Origin of the sequence: Dyadobacter subterraneus (assembly GCF_015221875.1) — a bacterium.
In the GTDB taxonomy this organism is placed as follows: Bacteria; Bacteroidota; Bacteroidia; order Cytophagales; family Spirosomataceae; genus Dyadobacter; species Dyadobacter subterraneus.
Genome location: NZ_JACYGY010000001.1, coordinates 4,377,617 through 4,395,586, shown reverse-complemented (window position 1 = coordinate 4,395,586; position 17,970 = coordinate 4,377,617). Strand labels below are relative to the sequence as shown.

Annotated in this window: 11 protein-coding genes; all 11 read right to left on the bottom strand. The window is 42.0% G+C overall.

All coding sequences use genetic code 11. The features are described 5' to 3' along the window. Positions 1 to 137: 137 nt before the first annotated feature. The 11 genes from IEE83_RS18305 to IEE83_RS18255 all read right to left on the bottom strand — a co-directional run bounded on the left by IEE83_RS18305 (position 138) and on the right by IEE83_RS18255 (position 17,488). Positions 138 to 2,735, bottom strand: a complete 2,598-nt coding sequence (locus IEE83_RS18305; protein ID WP_229251492.1) for a substrate-binding domain-containing protein — start codon at positions 2,733 to 2,735, stop codon at positions 138 to 140. A gap of 412 nt (positions 2,736 to 3,147) precedes the next feature. Next, positions 3,148 to 3,996: a DJ-1/PfpI family protein gene (locus tag IEE83_RS18300; RefSeq protein ID WP_228101861.1), complete on the bottom strand. Its 849-nt coding sequence runs from the start codon at positions 3,994 to 3,996 to the stop codon at positions 3,148 to 3,150. A 9-nt stretch (positions 3,997 to 4,005) separates the two neighbouring features. Next, positions 4,006 to 4,968 (bottom strand): GlxA family transcriptional regulator, encoded by a 963-nt coding sequence (locus tag IEE83_RS18295; RefSeq protein WP_194121965.1) that lies wholly within the window; start codon positions 4,966 to 4,968, stop codon positions 4,006 to 4,008. A gap of 613 nt (positions 4,969 to 5,581) precedes the next feature. Continuing rightward, positions 5,582 to 6,496 carry an AEC family transporter gene (locus IEE83_RS18290; RefSeq protein WP_194121964.1) on the bottom strand — a complete coding sequence of 305 codons (915 nt, stop codon included), beginning with the start codon at positions 6,494 to 6,496 and terminating at the stop codon, positions 5,582 to 5,584. After that, positions 6,480 to 8,000: an FAD/NAD(P)-binding protein gene (locus IEE83_RS18285; RefSeq protein ID WP_194121963.1), complete on the bottom strand. Its 1,521-nt coding sequence runs from the start codon at positions 7,998 to 8,000 to the stop codon at positions 6,480 to 6,482. The genes IEE83_RS18290 and IEE83_RS18285 overlap by 17 nt, the downstream gene beginning before the upstream one ends. Positions 8,001 to 8,523: 523 nt before the next feature. Further along, entirely contained in the window at positions 8,524 to 8,949 is a 426-nt protein-coding gene (locus IEE83_RS18280) for a hypothetical protein (protein ID WP_194121962.1), read from the bottom strand. A 1,042-nt stretch (positions 8,950 to 9,991) separates the two neighbouring features. Beyond that, positions 9,992 to 11,071, bottom strand: coding sequence for a hypothetical protein (locus IEE83_RS18275; protein WP_194121961.1), 1,080 nt, complete (start codon positions 11,069 to 11,071; stop codon positions 9,992 to 9,994). 412 nt (positions 11,072 to 11,483) lie between these two features. Continuing rightward, positions 11,484 to 11,690 carry a hypothetical protein gene (locus IEE83_RS18270; protein ID WP_194121960.1) on the bottom strand — a complete coding sequence of 69 codons (207 nt, stop codon included), beginning with the start codon at positions 11,688 to 11,690 and terminating at the stop codon, positions 11,484 to 11,486. A 187-nt stretch (positions 11,691 to 11,877) separates the two neighbouring features. Beyond that, positions 11,878 to 15,006, bottom strand: coding sequence for an efflux RND transporter permease subunit (locus IEE83_RS18265; RefSeq protein ID WP_194121959.1), 3,129 nt, complete (start codon positions 15,004 to 15,006; stop codon positions 11,878 to 11,880). A 43-nt stretch (positions 15,007 to 15,049) separates the two neighbouring features. Next, positions 15,050 to 16,120, bottom strand: a complete 1,071-nt coding sequence (locus tag IEE83_RS18260; RefSeq protein WP_194121958.1) for an efflux RND transporter periplasmic adaptor subunit — start codon at positions 16,118 to 16,120, stop codon at positions 15,050 to 15,052. Positions 16,121 to 16,132: 12 nt separating this feature from the next. Beyond that, positions 16,133 to 17,488: a TolC family protein gene (locus tag IEE83_RS18255; RefSeq protein ID WP_194121957.1), complete on the bottom strand. Its 1,356-nt coding sequence runs from the start codon at positions 17,486 to 17,488 to the stop codon at positions 16,133 to 16,135. Positions 17,489 to 17,970: the final 482 nt, after the last annotated feature.

The following is a 17,970-nucleotide window of genomic DNA, read 5'->3' as shown; positions in this document are numbered from 1 at the left end:
AGAACAAATTCAAGGAAAAATTGCAGTGCCGTTCTTTCAGTTTTGATACGCCACATTTAAAAATTGTTACATGAAGTCAGTTGCTATTTTTAAAAATAGTACAATGCACGGAAAGGATGATACAAAACTTAAACTGTTCACGCGTTTTTGTATTCCAAAGGCGTCTGGTTATACTTGGCTTTGAAGGCGGTTGAGAAGTAAGTGGGTGAGGAGAAGCCGACGCTGTAAGCAATATCGGCCACAGTCAGATCATTTCGTCTGAGTAAATAACGCGCTTTGTTTAAACGAATTTGCTGGATGTATTCATTCACACTAAAACCAAGCAGCGCCTTGACTTTTCTATAAAGCTGCACACGAGACATGCCCATATCTTTGGCAATATCCTCCACGTTCAGATCAGAATTTCCATAATGCTCCTCAATGTATGCGGTAAATGCGGTGACAAATTTCTTATCGAGTTTACTTGCATTACCAGCAGATGCTGTCACGATCGGCAACTCGCTGGTATAATGTTCACGAAGTAGGGAGCGGTTTCGCAGCAGCGTTTTTATAGTTTCATCGACAAATTTTAGATTAAAAGGTTTCGTGATGTACGCATCGACGCCGGACTGTATGCCTTCAATCTGCTGCTCGGTTGTACTTTTCGCTGTCAATAAAATGATCGGTATGTGTGAGGTGCGGAAATCCGATTTTAATACGGATGCCACCTGCAGACCATCCTTTCCTGGCAGCATTATATCACAAACAATAAGATCCGGAATCTGGTCAAAAGCCATTTTTAAACCATCTTCTCCATTATTTGATTTAACGATCAGATAATTTTCTTGCAGTTTTTGTTCCACCAGACGAATCAGCTCCTCATTATCTTCAATCAGCAATACGGTGTGTTGATGCTGCACGGCTGGTTTTATTTCCTGTGATTCAGTGAATTCAAGTTCGGGCAGCTCCATACTTCTCAGGAGCGATATCTCGTCAGTCGGCTCATCCCATATTTCGCTCGGCTCAAAATGAGCTTTTCCAAGGGGGAGTTCAATGGTAAATTTTGTCTCTTTATTCTGCTGACTTTCTACTGAAATTGTTCCGTGATGCAAATTAATGAGCTCTTTTGAAAGGGCCAGTCCCAAACCGGTACCGAGCGTCTTGTAACTGCCCTCTCCCTGATAGAAGATTTCGAAAGCGTGCTCAACCTCTGACGGTATCATACCCTTTCCGTTGTCTTCAATTACAATTTTAATTCCATCACCAATGATCTTAACGTAAATATATATACGTCCTTTGTCCGGGGTAAACTTAAAAGCATTGGAAAGCAGGTTAAACAGCACCTTGTCCAGCATATTGGCATCAAACCAAACTATGACTTTCGGCTCGGAGGTGACCAGGCGAAAATCAATTTTTCTTTTCACTGCTGTTTTTTCAAACGAGGTCATGATGTCTTTTAAAAAGCTTATCAGATTATGCTCACTGGCCCGGATCATCATTTTATGGCCTTCGATTTTTCTAAAGTCCATCAGCTGGTTCACCAGGCGAAGTAGCCGGAATGCATTTTTTTTAATCAGGTTTAATTCCTGCTGAACCAGCGAATCCTTAATTTTTCCATTGTCCAGCAAATCCTGCACCGGTGCTAAAATCAAGGTCAGAGGCGTTCGGAACTCATGAGAAATGTTGGTGAAAAATTTTAGTTTGGCTTCATGCTCCACGGTTGCTTTTTCAGCCATTTGTGAAATCTGATCTCTTTGATTCAGGATTTCATGATTCTGTTTTTCAAGTCTTCTGTTGATTTTCCTGTTTTCACGTAACGAGTAAAAAGACAGAGCTCCGAAAAGTAAAGCCAGCGCAAGGGTAATGGAAATTGCATAGATAATACTGGACTGATTTTCAGAAATAGCTCGTTGTTCCTCGATTTTACGCTGCCTTCTTTCGATATCTTCCTGCTGGGCGGTCACCTTCTGATTTTGCAGCTTCATGATTCTGACGTTTGAGGAATCGATCAGTGTACTTTGCAAACGGTTTTCCCGTTTGAAGGGCTGTTTTTCCAAAATATTAATCGCAGTGCGAATGGATTCTTCCCCACCGGTCGGGTAAATAATGGTGGCGTTCAGAATAGCTCTGTCAACCAGATCAATGCCTTCATTTTTACCATTAAGCCCGTCGACGCCGATAATCTTAACACGTTTTTCAAAGCCCAGTTTTTTACATATTTCAAAAGCAGTGATCGCCCGGCGGTCATTCTGACAGTATATAAAATCCATCCGCCGATCACTTTTTAAAAGTGCCGTCAGCTTATTCTCAAACGAGTATTTATCCCAGTTGCCATCCAGCTTGGCTACCAGATGAATTTTGGGAAACCTTTTGATCGTCTCTATAAAACCTTTATGACGGTCAATGTCCGCGGAAGATCCGGGCAGCTCACTTATCTCTACCACATTACCCTTTCCTTTAAGTACGTTATTAGCATAAATTCCGGCTGTTCTCCCTACTTCAATATTTTCAGCGCCCACATAAGCCGTATATTGATCGGACATGGTTCGCCGGTCGAGGATAATGACTGGAATACCTTTTTGATAAGCTTTTTCTACTATGGGGGTAATTTTTTTGGCCTCGTTAGGTGATACGATTAGAAGATCTACTTGCTGATCTATCAACTGCTGAATCTGCTCAATTTGTTTAGCACTTTGCCCCGCTGCGTCTTTCATCACAAAGTTAATTTCAGGATGAAACGACAGTTCCCGCTGCATGTTTTCGTGCATCGTTCTGCGCCAGTTGTCCGAGCCTGTGCACTGGGAAAAGCCTATGGTGAACTGTTTTGGCTGCTTTTGAGAACAACCCAATGTTATAAATATGATAAATAGGATTACCGCAGCAGATTTCAATTTTTTATTGTATTCATTCTAAATATTGCAAGGGTTAAAAGTATTACATTTTATCGGTTGAATCAAATGCAGGCTTATTAGCATATAAGCTATTTAGCAACGGAACCTGTGATTTCTGTTTTTTTCATCTTGACTGAACGTTTCGCTATTGCCTACTGGGAGCATATAGTACGGACTTGCACGCGAAGCCACCATATATTTGATGGTACAAACGGAGGTAGGAATTTTTGTATTAACAACCTGCTTGTCAGTTTCGCTTACCCAGTCATCAAATACATTAGTTATCCGATTGCTTCACAATCAAGCCTTCCTCAGGCTTCCATTTATCATACTCCATATAGCGAGCCGTTTGGGTGGCTATGACATTACCTTTTAATTTCGCAACCACATGCAAGGCGCCATCGATACCCGCCGAAACACCTGCGGTGGTAATGATTTGTCCGTTGTCGACAAAACGGGTGTCACTCAGAATCCTGGCATTGGGTGTCGCCCGTTGCAGCGGCTCAATATAAGAATGAAAGGTAGTAGCCTGTTTACCATCGAGCAGTCCTGCTTTGGCCAGCAGCCCGGCACCGGTACAAACTGACAGCATCACTTCAGCGTGGGTTGATGAGCTTTTAATCCACTCAATCAGCGGTTTATTTTCGATGAAAGGGCCGGTTTCCCCGCCAGGTAAAACCACAATATCAGGTTTGGGACAATCCGTCAGGCTATAGGTAGGTGTTATTTTAATAAATCCCTGACTGATGATTGGTTCTTTGGATAGCGAAACTGTGTAGACATTAAACCCTTCGGTCGAAGCAAAGACCTCGCTGGGTCCTGCAAAATCCAGAATCTCGACGCCATTATGAATGAATATGGCCACATTTCTTTTTTTAGCTTGCTTCTGATCTTGCTTTAGTGAATCTGAAAGGGTAATACTGCGTTTTATCAGTGGCATCCCGCAATGCTGGCAATTGCCAGACTTTTCGTGCCTTTCCAGATCACATCCCTTCCCACAGGGCGTACAATAATAGGCCAGTGGCTTTTCGTTTGGGCCCACTTTCCTTGCCGAAACTGGACCACATGCGATGGCAAGCCAGCAAGCTGTGAACAAATAAAACCGGTAATTGTGAATGCTTTTCATGGTTTTGAATTAAGTTGAAATAAATGATCTTGTGTTGATTTTAAGCTCGTCTTTCTGCCAGATTCGGCGTAGCTGCCGTGCATCCTGAAAACCACACTTCTCTGCAATCGCTTCCATGGTCATGCCAGGATTGTGCTTTAAGGTACGGGCCAGTTCAAGCCGCAACAGCGTGGTGTATTCATGAATAGAGATTCCCGTCTCTTTTCGGAATGTCCTCGTCAGGTTGCGGGTACTCATGCCGGCTACTTCCGCGAGTACGTCCAAAGTAAACCTGGTTTTTAGGTTAGCAATCAGCCAGTCCTGCAACTGGTGAACCGCTACGTTCATGTGATTACGGTAATCAAGGTAAACGCTTTTCTGAGAATGTTCAGGGCCGCGGCGTAAATAAACGACAAGCTCACGGGCTATTTTGGAGGCAAACAATGGTCCATGCTGTTCTTCCAGAATCGCAAGTGCCATGTCTATTCCAGCCGTAATTCCGGCGCTGGTATAAACACCGCCATCGCTAACGAATAAACGATCGTGCTGGGCTAAAATTTGCGGATAGGTTTTTTGCAATTCCTCAACCCGCTTCCAGTGGGTAGTGCATTTCCGGCCATTCAGAAGGCCAGTTTGAGCCAATATAAACGCGCCTGTGCAGACCGAACATATGACAACGCCCTTGTGATGCTGGGCAAAAAGCCAGTCAAGGAAATCCTGCTGTGCTCTGAACGCTTCTGATCGTATGTAGTGCATATCCATACCCGGGATAAAGATCAGATCACCACGTTGAGGCTGCAACTCCGTAAAGTACTGAACAGACCCCATCGGCAGTCCTGATGAGCTCATTACCTGGTTTTGGAAAGAGCAATACCGTAATTGATATGGAGCACCATAATCAGCGGCTTCGTAAAAAACCTGAACAGGTCCGCTCAGATCTAAGACGTGTACATAGGGTGGTATTACAAATATGACTTGTTGGGCTAGTGACATGATACTGCTTATTCAGGCTGTAAAAATAGATAACGCACAGCACTTATATCAGCCAAAGATCGGACATTTTAGGCCAGAAATAACCAGTTGGATAAATCCGATGTCCTGGTCTATTGAGGCGGATTAAGTTGGGAAAGTTGTTGCATGTGTGGTACATTAGGATTGATGGAGGCCTTAACGAAATATCCGTTCGTGTTTCAAGAAATCCATTTAAAGGCCTGATTACTGTTCATTTTTGCTTGAAAATCCGCGCCAATGATCTTCCCCTAAAAGCCCTGTCAACGATGTTAACTAGTTTCGCCAATAAGTTCGGTCATGATTTTTTGCTTTTTTATTTATTCTAGGTCAGATCTGGCGAGAAGTTAATTCCTTGAATCTTTACCAATTCCTTTTGAAAGCTTCGGCAAATAGAAGAATTGTATTCGATTAACTTTTTCCAAAGATTTATTTGAATGATTCAGCGGCTGATGACAGGATCCACTTTTTTAGCAGGATTTCTCACATTGGGCTGCCGGAGGCCCGCCATGGAAACTTTTGCCAAGTTATAGGAGTGAAGTATAGAATTACGATAACGTCTTCTGGAACCGCATTGCTTCTACCATTTCTTGAAGATTTACACAATAAGTAAGGCCCCAACTGATACTAGCACAAGGGATATCAAAGCAGAGATCGCCACAATGAGCGCAGGTTTTTGCTGCTCTGCATCAAGAAATGATGCAAAGACTGTTACATTGGTAGCGACAGGAAAAACAGAAACCAGAAGAAGCATTTTATAGTCATCTTGCTGCAAGCTATTAACAAGGCTGTATTCTAAAAATATCAAAATCGCCATGATCAGCATAGCTGCCACTGTTCTAACACCGATTAATTTAAGGTAATAAACTATTTTGATTTCTTTAATCTCCACAGCCGCCAGCTGGAAACCTACGATAAGCATGCCGGCACATGAGACGCTCAGACTGATAAATTTCAACCCGCCTTCGATGGCATCAGGCGTCTTCATTCCTGCGAATTTTGCAATGATACCTGCAACAAAAACATAAAGGAACGGTATCTTCATCACCTGCTTAAATGCCTCTGTGGTATCAAATTTTGTTTTGGCAACCTGAAAATAACCTATCGTATCCCCATAGAGCGCCGAGCCCAGATAAACACAGATCAGCGTACTTACTTTATCATCCCCGAATAGAGCGCTCACAGTAGGAATACCAAAAAACGCAATATTAAAAAATGAAAAAGAGGCACTCAGAAGCAAAGGATCAAAGTCAGAAGCCAGTCTTTTTTGAGCCAGTCTGGCAACCTGGGCCATGCCAAATGCAAGAATCAAAGTAAATATAGGAAGAATGTAAAGTTTTTCAGCTTCCGCATCCAGCATGTTAAAGAAAACAAGAATCGGTAGCAAAAACTTAATCAACGGCGTACTGACATATTCCGGTTTAATGTTAAACTTTTTTTTTAGGAAATATCCCGCAGGGATCAGAGCCAAAATAGGCAAGAGTTCAGCGTATAATTTAAATAGTATTTTCACTTAAAATCGTATGGATAAGATGATGGCTTAAGTTCCCAATCGTTTTTACATTGAACCAGACTGCATTTACATCAAGAAGACGACCATTTGCCAGGTGGCCAAGTGCATAAAAATTGGGGACAGATTTGCCTTTCTGAATAAGCTGCATGGTTTCTGTATTGATTTTGACACCACCGGTTTTTTCGGGCTCAATAAGACCAGATTGTGCCAGATTCTGGATCAGGTCGGATTTCATGTCCTTAACTGCTGCGGCCGGTCCGGTTGCATTGATTAGGTACTCAAACTTGTCCGATTTATTTTGATAAGAAAGTATGAAATTTTGATTCGATTTGTCGTAGCTCACATCATCAAGTGCTGATACGACATCAAGCTGACCACTGTTAAATAATTTTTCAATACGCAAAGCGTTGACCATCGGCATGCAATGGCGGTTGATTGCCCAGTAATTTCCCAGCCACTTCTTGAATTTCATCTTGGCCGGCTCGTCAAGAAGATTCCAGATCGGAGAGCTTTCATATCGTAAGGCGTAGGGAATGTTGATGAGCGCATCGCCGCCAGCTTTGGAAATAGCAATATCTTCTTTTAAGCATTGCTGAGCAGATTTTTCCTTCCGGGCTACCTTTTCCCAGTCTATTTTCTTTCCGGAAAAATGCTCAGCCTCCTTTATGAAGAGCCTGAAAAGCTCGCTGACAAACGGACTTCGTAATTTTGTACGCTGAATTTTATGAATGTTACTTAAAGTCAGGTATTGACACTCGTAAGGCTCTGGCTTTTCAACCTGAACCCTGGGGAGAAGTCCGTCCAAGGAATAAAAGGTGATTTTTCCCTTGTGATCATTGTCGGCAAGCGTCATCAGTGCATCAATGGCACTTAAACTGGAGCCCAGTATGGCAACAGGCTTATCTTTTGGCAAACTTTCAATTATTTTCGAAGAAGGCCAGGGTGAATCAAAGTAATTCTTATACTCAAGCAGTTCACCATAAAGGTTGGAAACAGGTGTTCCCAGCGCAAGCACGAGATACTTACAATTTATCGCATTTCCATCCGAAAGCTTAATTTGAAAAGTGTTACTCAGTTGAGATAGTTCAATAGCGCTGGCTTGGAGCAGTGTTACTTTCATGCCTTCTTTTTTTGCCAGCTCGAAATAATAATCGAATTGCTCCTGAAGGTAATCCCCATAAAGCCTGCGGGTAGTAAAGGCCTCATCCTGTCCCTGGTTATCCACCACCTCATTCTCCACACGTATGTTGTGCTCTTTTAACCAGTCACTAAAATGGGTCGGTTCTGCATGGTGAATGCCCATAAGCTGCGCCTGGGTATTGAGTATATGTCCGGGTTGCCTGGTTCCAAAGGCCAGCCCCTTTCCGACCTGCTCATTTTCTTCAATAATACTAATAGATATGTCCTGATGAATACCTGCAATACGTAATTGTAAAAATAGTTCAATGAATAAGGAGATTCCGCAGGCACCTCCACCGATGATTGTAATGTTTGTAGAATTCACGTTTTATGAGATGAGTGTTTATTTAAGAATAATTCATTTTAAATAACCGTGCTAATAGAATCTAAGTTTTGACAGTACAGGTTTGGACTTTGGAAGAAGAAGCATGTTTTTATACTGAGGATTAAACCGCCTACACGGATGAACCCAGGTAGCGAGACGAAATTTTTAATTATGGGAAGCTTGCCATAACGAATCAACGCAAACAGGGCGGAAACGATAAGTACAATCAGCAGCTGTGTCTGCGTAATTAACTTGCAGCAATGCATAAGCAGATCAATTGCTTTTTTAGCAATGAAGGCATTTGCGCAATCTTTCGTCTTATCGATTGTCGGTGAGCCCAGAATATCGAAGTAATTAAAAGATATTAAAAAATGGTGAATCTATTTAGATTCAAGTGTATAAGGCAGGTCGTGCGTATTTTATCTCGTAACAAATTTCACAGTATCATTCTTTCTGCGTTCTTGCAATTGGATAAACTCTTACTTTTTCGCTAAAAAAAGTAAGAGTTAAAACATTTAAACCACTATTTGGTTTTCAGTACCACCTGTCCGTCCGGATAGTTAAGATCCGCTTTGTTTTCTGCTGTGATAAAAAAACTTTGGGGCTCAAAGGGAGTTGCCGTGCTGAGCTCGCTTTTGAGTGATTTTGAAAAAAGACCTGATGCATTTTTTAGCTGTCCTAGATTTTTTATGCCATTGCCCGAGGTATTTGCCCACAAAACATAGGTATTACGCGATTCCACCAGATTATCTGCTGGTGCCAGGTTCCGCACAGCTACTTTTATTCCGTAATTTTCATTTTTATCTTTTTTTACTTTGATTGTACCTGCGGCTGCGGGAACAATAGCAGATCTGTCAAAAACATATTTTTTACTGCATGCACTGAAAAAAAGTATGATGGCAAAAAGCGTAGAGAAACGAAAGAGAGATGTATTGAATGGTTTGATCATTGTGTAATTTTAGTTTTCAAACTGTATTAAATTTTACAGGTATTGCCAATGGCAATACCATGTCAGATACAAATGTTATGCCAAGATGGTTGTGAAATGGTTTTCAAGGCAAAGGCTTGATGAGGCGGTTAGTTAAGAACAAATCTTAAGGTCATTTGGGCCTAAGCCTTGGCTTGGGGCAGCTGCTGCTGTTTTGCCAAGGACAGGTTTACCAGCCCGCTAGCGGGAAAATAGTTTACTAATGATTTGACTAATTTTGGCAAAGTTGTCGTGACGGCTTACCATACGTCTTTCTTTATGACTGGCCATGGGCTGACTGGCAGGGTAAATTAAAAGGAAATTATTTTCTGTAATGTACTGGTTTAAGAAATTTGTAGTCTGACCCATTTGGCTAAAATAGGAAGCCATCCCACGCTTTGCCATAAATATGGTCAGCCCGGTCATCCTTTGAAAGGTTGGTCGCTGATGCATTCTCAACAATGTTCCTGAGACGGAGCAGTGCATAAGAAATGCCCGCTTTCGTGCTGAGCTTTTTAAGGATAAGTACCGCATAATGCCGAACGTTAGCAATAGGTTGTGTGGCGCTATCGTCTAACGTATAAACATTATTATTTTGCAATTAAACATTGGGTAATTAGGAACAGAGGGTGGTGTAAAACCTTTTTAGGCATATGCCATGGAAGATGTCGATTTTGTATTCTCTTGATTTGAATAATGCGTCTTTCTTTGAAAAGCGGGTAAGTAGTAATTGTCTCACAAAGTCGGAAAGATCTAAGGAAGAATTGGATCTAAATAGTTTTTAGGTACAACCGCTAGATGATTGTGAATATGTATTATACGAAAAGCATTCAAAACGAGTTTGACGGGAAATTAAGAAGTTTGCTGAGAAGAAGTTTTGACACTTATATCCTTTTTAACTGAGATAAAGCGACGATTACAAGGCTTGGCTTGAGAACATACTATTATTCATCAAATAGGTTCAGAATCTGATTATAAAGAAAAATCTATTTTTAATGCAACAAAAGAATTGCATCTGCATCGTTTATTTTGGGAGGGAATCCTTCGGTAAATATATCCGAGTTCTGGATCCATATACTGAAATTTTCAAGCATACAAAGATAATTGCGGCAATGATCCCTGTCAAACTACCCAGCATTGTTCCTTTTTGTGAAATTGGAGTCATTGGTACCGGGTAACTTACCCCTTCAATGGTAACAAACAATGGTTCCTTTCCAACAAGTGCCATACGCATTTGTTCAGTTTCTGAAATTGTCGTAAAAGAAAGGTCTTGGAGAAAATCCGATTCTCTCTGCAATTTCTTGGTCATAATTTTCGCTTCCTGTGTAGTCAAATAAGAACTTTTATCTTTTTCTAGTGCCAGTACAGTCTGTTTGATTGTGATTAACCGAGCCAATGAATCTTCACGGTTCTTGTAAAGTAACAATACCTTTAGAGCTTTTTCTGACTGTTTTTCAGCGTATACCTCTTCAATAGTTTTAAGAAGGGTAGAACACCACAAAGCTGCTAATAATGAACTTTTCATCGACACAGATAGCTTTTTAAAAGATGATTTTCGTCCAAGTGAAGTTATTTGTGTTGACTTCAAAGCTTCCGATACAAGATTATTAAGTGCTATCCTTGACTTGATATCTAAGGCCTCAACGCCTACTGCCTTGAACCTGAAATTATGTAGATCAAGATCTTTTTTCCATTTTTCATCTTTTACTCCGCTCGAGTCAATAAAAAGGTTAGCCAGCAAAACGCTGTTACCCTTTATTTTTACGATTTTCATTAAGGTTCTTTCCAGTACTAGACGTGATTTGACAAAATAAAAAAAGTTTTCACCACTTAAGAGATTTTCATTAATAGCCATTCCTGCTCCAAAGGCGCTGGAAAGCGGTGTCCCACTACCATTATCTCTCCCGCCGGTTACATCAAATACAATTTCTGCACGGTAAAGATTATCGTTTTTTTTAAGCATGTCAATGGAAAAGCCAATTGTCATTCCCGATAAACAGCAAAGCGGAAAAGCCATCCAATTGTCCCGAAAAATTGCTTTTAAACTGGTGATAAAATGCATCGGCGCATGTTGACTGAATTGACTTTGGGAAAAGTTATTCATAAGATTACTTCAAGAAGAGCTAGGTATATAACCTGTGCATTAAGATTATTTTTTTCGCAGTCTTTGCTATTTTTAAATCATGTCTCCTGATATTAGGCATGAATTACTATGTAGTTGCATGCTCATTTTGATTTCCCGACGTTCCTTATGCAAGGAAGAAGCTGTTTTCTGTATATTCCTTGACAAATACTCCAGGAAAACTTGTTTACCTAAGGTCCCTTTGGGTTAAAAAAAATAGTGTATTAGTAACGAACATGATCTAGTGCTGCATTGGTGAAGGCTATTTGTTCACCGAGCACCCTTGCAAAAGTGCTCAGTGAAATTGGAAACCTGAATCAAAATCAGCATTCGGCTTTATGCAGGTCGGAATTACATAGAAGGCAGGGTAAAGCTTTTTGGATTACTGTCTCATTCAAATTTGCAAGTCATCGCTCAAATTCGAAATGCGTTTAACCGCTGCGCCGGGCTCGAACTCTCCGGCAATCCAACGAATAAAATTTGCGGAATGGGAAATGTAAATCTTTCGGGAAAGCGGTTTGATTCCACAGGTTTCTATTTCCAATCGGTAATTCGAATGCAGTTCCTTGAGGCGACGGAGTGTTTCAATGTCAGTTTTCATTTACGTTAACGGTTAAAGCTGCGATTAAAATATCAAGCTGAAAGTACCCGGTGTGTACTATTCACTTGATACGGATTTTGATTAGCCTAAAGCGGCAATGTGTAGAGAATTAGCCATTTCACGTATAGATCTCGGCGTAAACAGCCAAAGGAATTACTTAGCGAACTCTCACAGAAACAAGAGCTAACTACAAACCTGGATTTCTGGCCAGCGTGCTGTCTTTTTGAAAAATTGAATTAAAACGATCCTTCCATTTATCAATAATTGTATACATGACCGGCACCAAAACAAGCGTAAAAATCAGTGAACTTGTTAACCCACCGATGATTACCCAGGCCATGCCATTTTTGGTTTCTGATCCTGCATCTGTAGATAGGGCCATGGGCAGCATGCCCAGGATCATAGCAAGCGTGGTCATCAAAATGGGGCGCAGCCTTTCCCGACCCGCTTCAACCAGGGCATCTTTTACAGATTTTCCCTTCTGCTTTTCCTGATTGGTAAAGTCAACAATCAGAATGGCATTTTTGGCAACCAGTCCCAAAAGCATGATGATACCTAAAATCGAAAACAGGTTGATCGTATGCAGCGTAAGTGCCAGTGCCAGTATGGCTCCTATGATCGCGACAGGCAAAGAGAATAAAACCACAAAAGGGTATACAATACTTTCATACAGCGCCACCATGATCAGGTATATCAGAAGGATGCCCAGGCCAACCGCCATAAACAAGCTGCCGAATGCATCACTCTGGTTTTTACCGAACCCTGCCTCTACCACTTCGGCCCCCGCAGGGAACTTGACTTTTTTAAGCTCCTTTTTAATATCGTCTGAAATGCTGCCCGAGGCGCGGCCTACTGCAATGGCATTTATGGTGACTGAGTTGAGCCGGTCTTTTCGTTCGAGTACTGATTGGCTGGATGTTTCTGTAATGGTTGCAATTGCTTCAAGTGGAATGGTTGCCCCGCGGGAGTTTTTCACGTTAAACCTTTTTACATCTTCCATCGTAGTGCTGTTCGAACCGTCCAACTGGAGATTAATAACGTATTCTTCTCCGTCGTCTCTGAATTTAGCGTTGTCGCTGCCACTGAATGCGTATTGTACGGCACTGCCCACATCGTTCACTGTTACTGCATAACTCGCCATTTTATCATGGTCGAGCATGATAGAAACCTGGGGTTTGGCTTCTTTGCTGCTGTATTGTACATAATCGGTACCGGCTGTTTTTTCAAATATGTTTTTAACGATCGCCGCTGCCTTCATAATAGAATCTCGGTTCACACCCTGAATATCCATCTGAATATCAAAACTGGCATTGCCTGTCATACCCACAGTTTTTATGGTCGGTTTTACACCGGGTATCTGCATGATTTCATCCCTTACTTTCCTGCCAAAATTAACAGTGCTTATGGCCCGTTCGTTTACGTCGGTAAGCTGGATAGAAATTTCTGCAAGGTTGCTGTTTGATGAAGCGTTGGATCCCATCGAGGCGCCGCTTTGCGTACCCACTTTTGAAAATACATTGACAACTTCTGGGTGTTTGAGTATAATACCTTCTATCTGGGCAACTTTCGCATTTGTTTCTTTTAACGGCGTGTTGCCCGCCAGATCGATCTGGATATTGAGCTCACCACGGTCAGATTGTGGTATAAACTCTGTACCAACAAAACCGGCAGGGATCAGTGCGATAGAGCTGGTAATCAAAAAGGAAATCGCAATGATCACATACCTTTTATGGCTTAATGACCATATCAGGATCCTTGAATAAAACGCACGGAAATCGTCAATCAGCGATTCAAACCAGATATTGGTTTTACCCCACAAAGACGTTTTGCTCAAATGTGGAAGCTTTGCCAAACGGGATGCCAAAAGAGGTGTTAAAGTGAAAGCTACAAACAAGCTCATCAGTGTAGAAAATACCACTACCAGGGCGTATTCTTTCACAATATTACCAATCATACCACCCACAAATCCAAGCGGTAAGAACACCACCACGTCAACGAGCGTAATGGCCACTGCAGTAAAGCCTATTTCGTTACGTCCGTCCAGGGCAGCGGTGCGTTTATCTTTTCCCATTTCCATGTGACGGAAAATATTTTCCAAAATCACGATGCTGTCATCTACCAAAACACCTACGACCAACGAAAGTGCCATAAGCGTCATCATATTCAGTGAAAACCCAAATACCCACATCAGAATAAAAGAGGGTATCATCGCGGAAGGAAGGGCCACCAATACGAATGTTGAACTGCGGACGCTGTGCAGAAAGAACAGCATGACAAATGAGACGATGACAATGGCAAGTACCAGATCATGAACCACCGCGTCTGCCGAAGCCTGTGTGTATATGGACTGGTCGGAAGCAATATGATAATCGAAATTATCGGCTGCATAACTTATTTTAAGTTCTTCCAAACGTTGTTTGGCCAGCTTGCTTACCTGCACCGTATTGGCATCCGACTGTTTTTTTATTTCGATACCGATAGCAGGCTCACTGTTCAGGCGGTTCAATTGCGTAGCAGTTTCTTTTCCATCGGTTATGGAGGCCACATCTTTTAATAAAACCCGGCTTCCGTCCGTGTTTTGCCGTACAACCACATTTCTTAACTGCTCAACGGTTTGAACCTTCGCATTCAGATCGAGTGAATAGCGGTTGTTTCTGCTTTCAATTTTGCCGGACGGAAAAGTAGCACCGCTGGAACTTACAACCGAGTTAACCTCAAGCAGTGAAAGGTTGTATGCTTTTAGTTTATCATTGTCTATCTCCACGTTGATCTGCCTTTTGGTTCCGCCGATCACGCTTACATCTGAAACGCCGGGGACATTGGTGAGTAGTGGCTTTATTTCATTATCGATAAAATCATACAGCTCCGTGTCGCTCATGTCCGAACTGATGCTCAATTTCAATATCGCTTCATCGTCTGAACTCATCCGGCTTACCACCGGATCGTCAACACCCTGTGGCAGCGAGGACAATAGCTGGTTTATTTTTCTTTCCGCGTCGAGCTGCGCGTCACTGGTGCTGACACTGTTGGTTAATTCCAGGGAAATGGAGGATGAACCTTCCTGCGAGCTGGAGCTGATGGCGTCCACGCCTTCAACAGAAGACAACGCGTCTTCCAATGGTTTGGTAACGCTGGTAAGCACCTCTTCGGGCGATGCGCCAGTGTAGGTGGTATTAACCGAAACCATGTTGGTTGTAAATTTTGGAAGCAGATTCAAACTAAGCGAATTGTAGCTGATCAAGCCAAACAGGATGAGCGTTACAAATATCACCGTTATTAACAACGGACGTTTTATACTTAATTCTGTGATACTCATTTTGGAATTTTTTAGGGTATGTAGTAACAACCGGCCCCCCCGGTTATTTCACTTTTATAATTTGGGCCTTGCTCCCTTCTGATAAGTTGATCTGGCCGTTGGTGACCACTAATTCTCCCACCGATAAACCAGTTTTTACTTCGATGAAGTCTCCTTGTTCACTGCCAGTAACCAGTTTCCTTTTTTCAACCACACCATTTTTATAGACAAAGACAACCGGGTTTTTAACGCCTTCGGTCAACGCGTTTTTGTTAATCATCAGAAACGATTGCTTTGCTTTCGGGTATGTAAATTCAACATGGACATATAACCCGGCCTTTAACTGCACAGAACCGGTGTTGGTGATGGCAAGCTGTACCGCATAATTGTGGTTATCGTCTCCTTTCGGACTTACGTAATTTACGCTCCCGGTAAAACGTTCTGCGGGATAAGCGTCACTGGTGATGATTGCTTTCTGACCCGTTTTAATGTAGAAAACCTGGCTCTCTGGAACACTTACATTCGCTTTCAATGTATTTACGTTGGTAACGGTTGCTATTATGGTACCGGTTGTAACATATTCGCCCGCAATTTTTTGTCTATCGGTAATCACACCACTTGATGGGCTGATGATATTGGCCCTGCTGATTTGTGTACGGAGTTGGGCGGCTTCCAGTTTCTTGGCATCCAGCTCATATTTTGCATCTGTTACAGCGTTTGCATTGGTGGCGCTGCCGGCAAGCAAAACTTTACTTCTTTCGTAATCAGAGGTAAGCTTGGTAATGGAAAGCTCCGCCGCTTGCAGTTTTTGTTGGTTTTCGGTCACATCAATATGCCCGATTACCTGTCCTTTTCTAACAGAGCTGCCCAGCTCAATGCTCAGGCTGCTTATTTTGCCGGCGGTTTCAGCCGCGATGGTCGCAACGTTGTCTGTGATCAGCGTTGCAGGCTGTGTGACCGAGCCGTCCACCGTTTTTAATGAAACAGTATCTACGGTTACTTTAATAGATACATTGCTTCTGTCGACTGGCTTTTTGGCATCTTCCAGCTTATTTTTATTAACCGTTAATCTGATGATGATGGCGATCGGTATCAGGGCAATGATAAGTATGGTGATGATTCTTTTCGATTTCATTGAATGATTGTATTATTTAAGTTCTTCTACAAATCGTGAGATGGTTCCGGTATTTTTATAGTAGCTCAACTGGGCTTTCAGATAATCAAGAAGGGTGGTCGTATAGTTGGTTCTTGCTTCCTTGTAAGAATAATCAGCGTCCAGCAGGGAAGACAAAGTTGAGGTGCCTTCCCTGTATTCCACCGTTGAGGCGTCCATCATCTCCTTGGCAAGTATCAGATTTTCTTTGTTCTTTCTAAGATTTACATATGTACTGGTAATTTCACTGGCGGCATTTTCCACGTTCAGTTTATAGGTCTGCTGATTTAGTTTATTGGTGAGCTGCTGAGATCTGAAACTGAATTGGCTCTGAGCCAGCTGACTTTTCTTTTTAAAGCCGCTAAAGATCGGGATGGTAGCCTTTAAGCCAAGGGTTGAATAATCAAACCAATTGCCCAGCGCCTGCAGAAATTGGGTGCCGTACGCATTACCGCCATACTTCCCGTATATAGAAAACGTGGGAAGAAATGCGGCCTGCTTCTGGCGAACATCCAGATTTTTTAATTCAAGATTTTTCAAATCGATCTGAAAGTCAATTAAATTATTACTTTCAAGGCCATTTTGTTTCGGTAGAGACAAACCGCTCACATCCGCATTGCTGATGCTGTCAGCTATGGTGATTTGTGCTTCGAGTTGAAGACCCATATTATTTTTTAATGTATTGATTGCCAAATCGTATGCATTGCTATTGGCCAGTATTTCCGATTGCACATTGTTGTAATTCACCCTGCCACGGTCATATTCACTCTTTTTGACTACACCTTGTTCATAACGAACTTTGAGTATACCTACCATGGTTTCATATTGTTTTTCGCTTTCTTTCAGTAGCCGCCCCTTCTCCTTATACGTAAGCGCTTGGTAATAGGACGAAGCCGTATTGTAAATAAGGTTTTCATTTTCTTTGGATAGATTCAGATCCGCTACCTCTTTATTTACCTGCGACGTTTTGATGCCGATCGAAGCACTTTTGTCAAAAATATTTTGGTCTGCCTGAATAGATGCCGTGTTACTAAACTTATTTCCCAATTGCAGTTTGGTCTCTGTTGGCGAGAAGCTGCCTGCGGGAATCACACTGGTCTGAAGTTTCAGGTTGTAATCCAGCCCTAAACTGCCAGAGACCGATGGAAGAAATGCAGCTTTACTTTCTTTAATCTTAGCGGCGGCCGACTGGGCGGAATACCTGTAAATTGCCGTGTTGGGATGATGCTGCAGAGTATACTGGATACAGTCCTTAAGGGATAACATCTGGTTCTGGGACTTTGCCTGGAACGCCAGCGGCATGAAGGTCAATGCGCAAATCATGCATTTTCCTTTTAAACAGAACTTCATGTTTTTTTAGGTTGATTAGTGCTAAGGTTGATTGTGTCAATGATCGGTCGGGCTTTATTAACTGCCCGTTTTGAACCCTGTGTTCATTATATACTGATATGCGTTCATGGCAAAATTGATATTGAATGTGTATTGAAATTTTAGATTAATTTCTGTGGCCTATAACTGGCGCTGACAGAAGTGAACTGCTTACAAATACAGAAAGCCGCTGCGAAAAAGGAAGTTGTGTCTATAATCAATTCATAAGTGTAGATAACAGACTGTAATCATCTTGAAATGATTTAGTCTCAGGTATGCTTTTTCTTTTTGCGTTCAAAATAGCCGTACCCAAAAGTCATCCCAAAGTTTGCCTGGATAAGCTTCCAGCCGTCTGATCATCCTGCCTGATTGTATACAGAACAGGGCTTGATCTATGCACCTACAAAAAAAAGGCCACAATTTGCCAGTGGTGTCAGTATTATGGAATGACTGGAAAAAAATTA

Bases quoted from the DNA above. Each gene is read 5' to 3' on its own strand.
- IEE83_RS18275 (WP_194121961.1), bottom strand. From the start codon at position 11,071: ATGAATAACTTTTCCCAAAGTCAATTCAGTCAACATGCGCCGATGCAT.
- IEE83_RS18280 (WP_194121962.1), bottom strand. From the start codon at position 8,949: ATGATCAAACCATTCAATACATCTCTCTTTCGTTTCTCTACGCTTTTT.
- IEE83_RS18270 (WP_194121960.1), bottom strand. From the start codon at position 11,690: ATGAAAACTGACATTGAAACACTCCGTCGCCTCAAGGAACTGCATTCG.
- IEE83_RS18260 (WP_194121958.1), bottom strand. From the start codon at position 16,120: ATGAAATCGAAAAGAATCATCACCATACTTATCATTGCCCTGATACCG.
- IEE83_RS18295 (WP_194121965.1), bottom strand. From the start codon at position 4,968: ATGTCACTAGCCCAACAAGTCATATTTGTAATACCACCCTATGTACAC.
- IEE83_RS18265 (WP_194121959.1), bottom strand. From the start codon at position 15,006: ATGAGTATCACAGAATTAAGTATAAAACGTCCGTTGTTAATAACGGTG.
- IEE83_RS18305 (WP_229251492.1), bottom strand. From the start codon at position 2,735: ATGCAGCGGGAACTGTCGTTTCATCCTGAAATTAACTTTGTGATGAAA.
- IEE83_RS18255 (WP_194121957.1), bottom strand. From the start codon at position 17,488: ATGAAGTTCTGTTTAAAAGGAAAATGCATGATTTGCGCATTGACCTTC.
- IEE83_RS18300 (WP_228101861.1), bottom strand. From the start codon at position 3,996: ATGAAAAGCATTCACAATTACCGGTTTTATTTGTTCACAGCTTGCTGG.